Raw genomic sequence first — 4,179 nt, 5'->3', positions numbered from 1 at the left:
GCGCTCGTCCCCCCGTCAGAGGTGATCCCGTTTGCGGCAATGGTTCCGATGGGGGCGATCGCCCTGCTGGGTTTCGCGCTCACGCTGGAGGACGGGCTGCTCATGCTGCTGGGGCTCGGTACCGCCGCCGTGGGCATCATACTGGTATGGACGTGGATCTTCTAAGCAGATGTCAGCCGCCTGATATCGCATATCACCGCCCGAGCGCCTAAGTGCTCTCATGAAGACTTACAGGAAACAGGATCGAACTATGCGATTTATCACTTCCGCTCTCGTCGCGCTGACGATCGGCCTCATGACGCCCATCGCCGCGCAGGCTCAGAAACTCTCCTTGAACGAGATTTCGAGCTATCTGAACGGCATTTCCACCGCGAAGGGTGAATTTACCCAGATCAACGATGACGGGTCCATCAGCACCGGCACCATCTACATCAAACGGCCCGGCCGCGTGCGTTTCGAATACAACCCGCCCGAATCTGCTCTCGTAGTGGCGGGCAGCAATACCGTCGTGATCTACGACAAGAAATCCAACCAGCCTGCAGAAACCTATCCGCTGTCCAAGACGCCGCTTTCGATCATTCTGGACCGGTCGGTAAACCTTGGCCGGGCGCAGATGGTGACGGGCCATACATACGACGGCACGGCAACCATCGTCACCGCGCAGGATCCGGCGCATCCCGAATACGGAAACATTCGCCTGAAGTTCACCGGCAACCCGGTGGAACTGCGCCAGTGGGTTATCCGTGACGGTAACGGGACGACAACGACAGTCGTTCTGGGGGATTTGCAGAAAGGTGTGAACATGCCCAACAGTCTGTTCGACGTAGGCTCCCCGGGGTCGGCACCCCGGCAGTAACGCATTTCGGTGATACCGCGCTGCAAAGGAAAGGCCCCGGCACTGCCGGGGCCTTCTTTGTTCAGCGCAGGCGGCAGCCCGCGATCTGGCCCTGATACATACGGGCGCGAGCGTCGACCTTGCCCGCAACGCCAATCAGCCAAGCCTTGCTGTTGTAGCTTTGCCGGGAATAGCCGGTATGGCCTTCGTGATAGGCAAGGTACTGGTTGCGTGCGTCATGAAGCTGGATACCGTTTCGGGTAAAGCTCTGATTCATGTACCAGCCCATGAAATCTGTGGCATCGCTGATCCGGTCGCGCTGCGCGCGATGGCGACGTTCTTTCTGCTGATATTCTTCCCACGTGCCATCGAGCGCCTGTGAATATCCGAACGCACTGGACTGCCGCCCCATCGGGATGACCCCCAACACGTATTTGAACGGCGTCCGCGCATCCGACACGAACTTGCTTTCCTGATGAATCGTGGCCATCTGGACGTGCATCGGCACACCCCAACGGCGTTCGGTGGCTCTGAAGGCCTTGTAGTATTCGGGGCGCTCTTTCAGGATCGTGCAGGCGTTATCCAGATCAGCCGGTGCGGACCGATCTGCACCGCCGCCGCAGGATGCAACCAGCAGCACGATTACCATGGCGCGAAGGGATTTGCTCATTTGCCTCTCGCTATGTCGTTTTTTTATTTTGCCCCGAAGGTAGCCGATTCTGGGGCGTTATCCCAATGGAAATTTCCTGAAATCCCGGGGGCGTAGCAAACTGGGCGCACCTCCGCCTGAGATATGTTAACATCGCTTCTGAGACTGGGAGGCTCCCGCCGGGGCACCATTGTAAGGCGGATGTTCACAAACTGTTTCCCACGAAAATGTCCCGTGGGGTTGGACAAAACGCCCTTGAACCGAATACTAACGAAAGGTAGGGGCTGTGATGTCATGCTACGAACACGTGCGAAATATCACTTGGGCCAGGTCGTCCGCCACAAGAAGCATCCCTTCCGTGGTGTGATTTTCGACGTCGATCCGGAATTCGCCAATACCGAAGAATGGTACGAAGCGATCCCGGAAGAGAATCGCCCGGTTAAGGATCAGCCGTTCTACCATCTGCTGGCCGAGAATGAGCAGAGCTATTACGTGGCCTATGTGTCGGAGCAGAACCTCGTCGCCGATTATTCAGGCGAACCGGTGGATCACCCCGACATTCCCGATCTTTTCGGCCCCTTCACCAACGGCGCCTATCCCCTGCATTTTCAACTGAACTGACCCGGCCGGTTTCCCGGCTGGAGCCTGCTCAGTAGCCCAGGGCGCATCCATCTTTGCGCGGGTCGCTCGCACCTTCGAGCACGCCGTCCTGCCTTATCCGGATGGCCTGCGCGCCGCCGATAGCCGTAGGGGGTGCTACGACGGTATGTCCCATGTCGGAAAGTTCGCGCCGCACGCTTTCGGCATAGCCGTTTTCGACCCTCAGCTTGCCCCCGTCTGGGAAGGCACGGGGCGCATCGATGGCGCTTTGCAGGTCCATCCCAAAATCGAGAAGGTTCGACACCAGCCGGGCATGGCCATGCGATTGATATTGCCCGCCCATGACGCCAAAGGGAATTGTCACCCGTCCTTCTTCGCGGATGATACCGGGGATGATCGTGTGCATGGGGCGTTTGCCGCCCTTGAGCTCATTGGGGTGCCCTTCCTGCAGGGTGAAACCGGCGCCGCGGTTCTGCAACAGGATGCCGAAGCGGTCCGACGCTATGCCCGAGCCGAAACCGTGGAAGATCGAATAGATCATCGACACGGCCATGCCATCGCGATCCACGACGGTGATGTAGATCGTGTCCTTGTGCACGGCTTCGGATACATCCGCGGGGGACGCCATGGCGCACTTGGGATCGATGAGATCTGCAAGGCGGCGGGCGGTTTCCGGTGATAGGATGTGATCCAGCCGGCTTGTATGGTCCGGATCGGCAAGGAACCGGTTGCGCGCGTCGTATGCCAGCTTCGCCGCTTCCGCCTCGATATGGGCCCGCTGGGCACCGAAAGGTGCCATATCGGCGATGTCGAAATGCGAAAGGATGTTCATCATCAGCAGGGCCGTCGCGCCCTGACCGTTGGGCGGATGCTCGAGTACCTCCATCGACTTGTAGGTGCCGCTGACCGGTTCGACCGCGTCGCAGGCGACATTGGCGAAATCCTCGGCCGTATGCAGGCCGCCCCCGGCCCTGAGGGTGGCGATCATGTCTTCGGCAACTTCGCCCTCGTAGAAGCCCGCGCGGCCCTTCTCGGCTACTTTGCGCAACACTTCGGCCTGACCGGGTGCGCGAAAGAGCGTCCCTACGGCGGGTATCTTGCCATTGGGCAGGAAGTATTCCCGTGCCTTTCCCTGCAACGTTCCCGCATCGTTCGCCCAGTCGGAGGCAACACGCGGGGCAACGGGCACGCCCTCTTCCGCGTAGCGGATGGCCGGGGCCAGCAAACGGTCGAGCCCGAGTTTACCGACGGTGTCCGACAGGTGGCAGAAGGCATCCACCGCGCCCGGAATGGTCACTGCATGGGCGTGGTGCAGCGGTACGTCTTCGTATCCCGCTTCGCGCAGACGCGCGGCGTCGGCAGCAGCAGGGGCGCGGCCCGAACCGTTCAGCGCCTTCACCTCCTCGCTGCCGGCGGGGGAATAGAGAACGAAGCAGTCGCCGCCGATGCCGGTCATCTGCGGCTCACAGATGCCCAGAAGAACGGCGCCCGCAATGGCCGCGTCCATCGCGTTTCCGCCCTGTTCCAATATGTCGACAGCAACCTTCGCTGCGAGCGGATGGGACGTGGCGCACATGCCGTTCGTGGCCAGAACGGGCGAACGGCCGGGAAGATGGAAATCACGCATAGGGGCACCTCATACTGCTATGCGCGAACCCTATCGCGCGTTGCAGGGGGTGCCAATGGCCGGTCTTGGGGGGGAAGGTTCCTCGGCACCGCGCACTGGGTGGGGGCTATGAAACGCGGTGCCGAGGTGAGCTATATGCAGCTACAGGAGCATCTATGCCGGTGGACCGTGGCGTCAATGTGATGCAGCCGGGGCGATTTCGCGAAAGAATGTGCCCAAAGCATGGCGTGGGGTTTTTAGGCCGCGCCCTGACCGCCCAGCGGCAACCGCATCGCCAAATGATTTTTCCCCCGGCGCCGGGAATAGGACACGTCGTCGGTCAGGGTATGGATCAGCATCCAGCCGAATCCGTTTTCCTGTGGAATAGGTGTTGGTTCGGTCCGGGGAGGGGGGCAATCATCGGGCATCGGGCGGCCCCCATCGGTAATTCGGATGTCGAGCGCCCGCTCGCCGTGGCGGCACATGATG

Annotated in this window: 6 protein-coding genes; 3 read left to right on the top strand and 3 right to left on the bottom strand. The window is 60.7% G+C overall.

Annotation, left to right across the window (positions count from 1 at the left end; genetic code table 11):
- Positions 1-21 precede the first annotated feature (21 nt).
- Positions 22-165, top strand: coding sequence for an exopolysaccharide biosynthesis protein (locus tag A3764_RS24550; protein WP_269085015.1), 144 nt, complete (start codon positions 22-24; stop codon positions 163-165).
- An 85-nt stretch (positions 166-250) separates the two neighbouring features.
- Entirely contained in the window at positions 251-856 is a 606-nt protein-coding gene (locus tag A3764_RS07180) for a LolA family protein (RefSeq protein ID WP_067919363.1), read from the top strand.
- A 61-nt stretch (positions 857-917) separates the two neighbouring features.
- On the opposite strand, the gene A3764_RS07175 is transcribed toward A3764_RS07180, so the two are convergent.
- Complete coding sequence (locus tag A3764_RS07175) at positions 918-1,505, bottom strand: transglycosylase SLT domain-containing protein (protein WP_067919365.1); 588 nt, start codon at positions 1,503-1,505, stop codon at positions 918-920.
- Positions 1,506-1,778: 273 nt separating this feature from the next.
- On the opposite strand from A3764_RS07175, the gene hspQ reads away from it, so the two are divergent.
- Positions 1,779-2,105 (top strand): heat shock protein HspQ, encoded by a 327-nt coding sequence (gene hspQ / locus A3764_RS07170; RefSeq protein WP_067919367.1) that lies wholly within the window; start codon positions 1,779-1,781, stop codon positions 2,103-2,105.
- A gap of 28 nt (positions 2,106-2,133) precedes the next feature.
- On the opposite strand, the gene ggt is transcribed toward hspQ, so the two are convergent.
- Complete coding sequence (ggt, locus tag A3764_RS07165; RefSeq protein WP_067919369.1) at positions 2,134-3,711, bottom strand: gamma-glutamyltransferase; 1,578 nt, start codon at positions 3,709-3,711, stop codon at positions 2,134-2,136.
- 236 nt (positions 3,712-3,947) lie between these two features.
- A partial coding sequence (locus A3764_RS07160) for an ATP-binding protein (protein WP_150122096.1) occupies positions 3,948-4,179 on the bottom strand: 232 nt, incomplete at its 5' end.

This window comes from Sulfitobacter sp. HI0129 (assembly GCF_001635395.1).
Classification (GTDB): Bacteria; Pseudomonadota; Alphaproteobacteria; order Rhodobacterales; family Rhodobacteraceae; genus Sulfitobacter.
Note: the sequence above shows the minus strand (reverse complement) of the source record. Positions and strands in the feature narration are given on the sequence as shown.

What these genes read in the sequence shown, in the direction of transcription:
- A3764_RS07180 (WP_067919363.1), top strand. Translation starts at nt 251, where the DNA reads ATGCGATTTATCACTTCCGCTCTCGTCGCGCTGACGATCGGCCTCATG.
- A3764_RS07175 (WP_067919365.1), bottom strand. Translation starts at nt 1,505, where the DNA reads ATGAGCAAATCCCTTCGCGCCATGGTAATCGTGCTGCTGGTTGCATCC.
- hspQ (WP_067919367.1), top strand. Translation starts at nt 1,779, where the DNA reads ATGCTACGAACACGTGCGAAATATCACTTGGGCCAGGTCGTCCGCCAC.
- ggt (WP_067919369.1), bottom strand. Translation starts at nt 3,711, where the DNA reads ATGCGTGATTTCCATCTTCCCGGCCGTTCGCCCGTTCTGGCCACGAAC.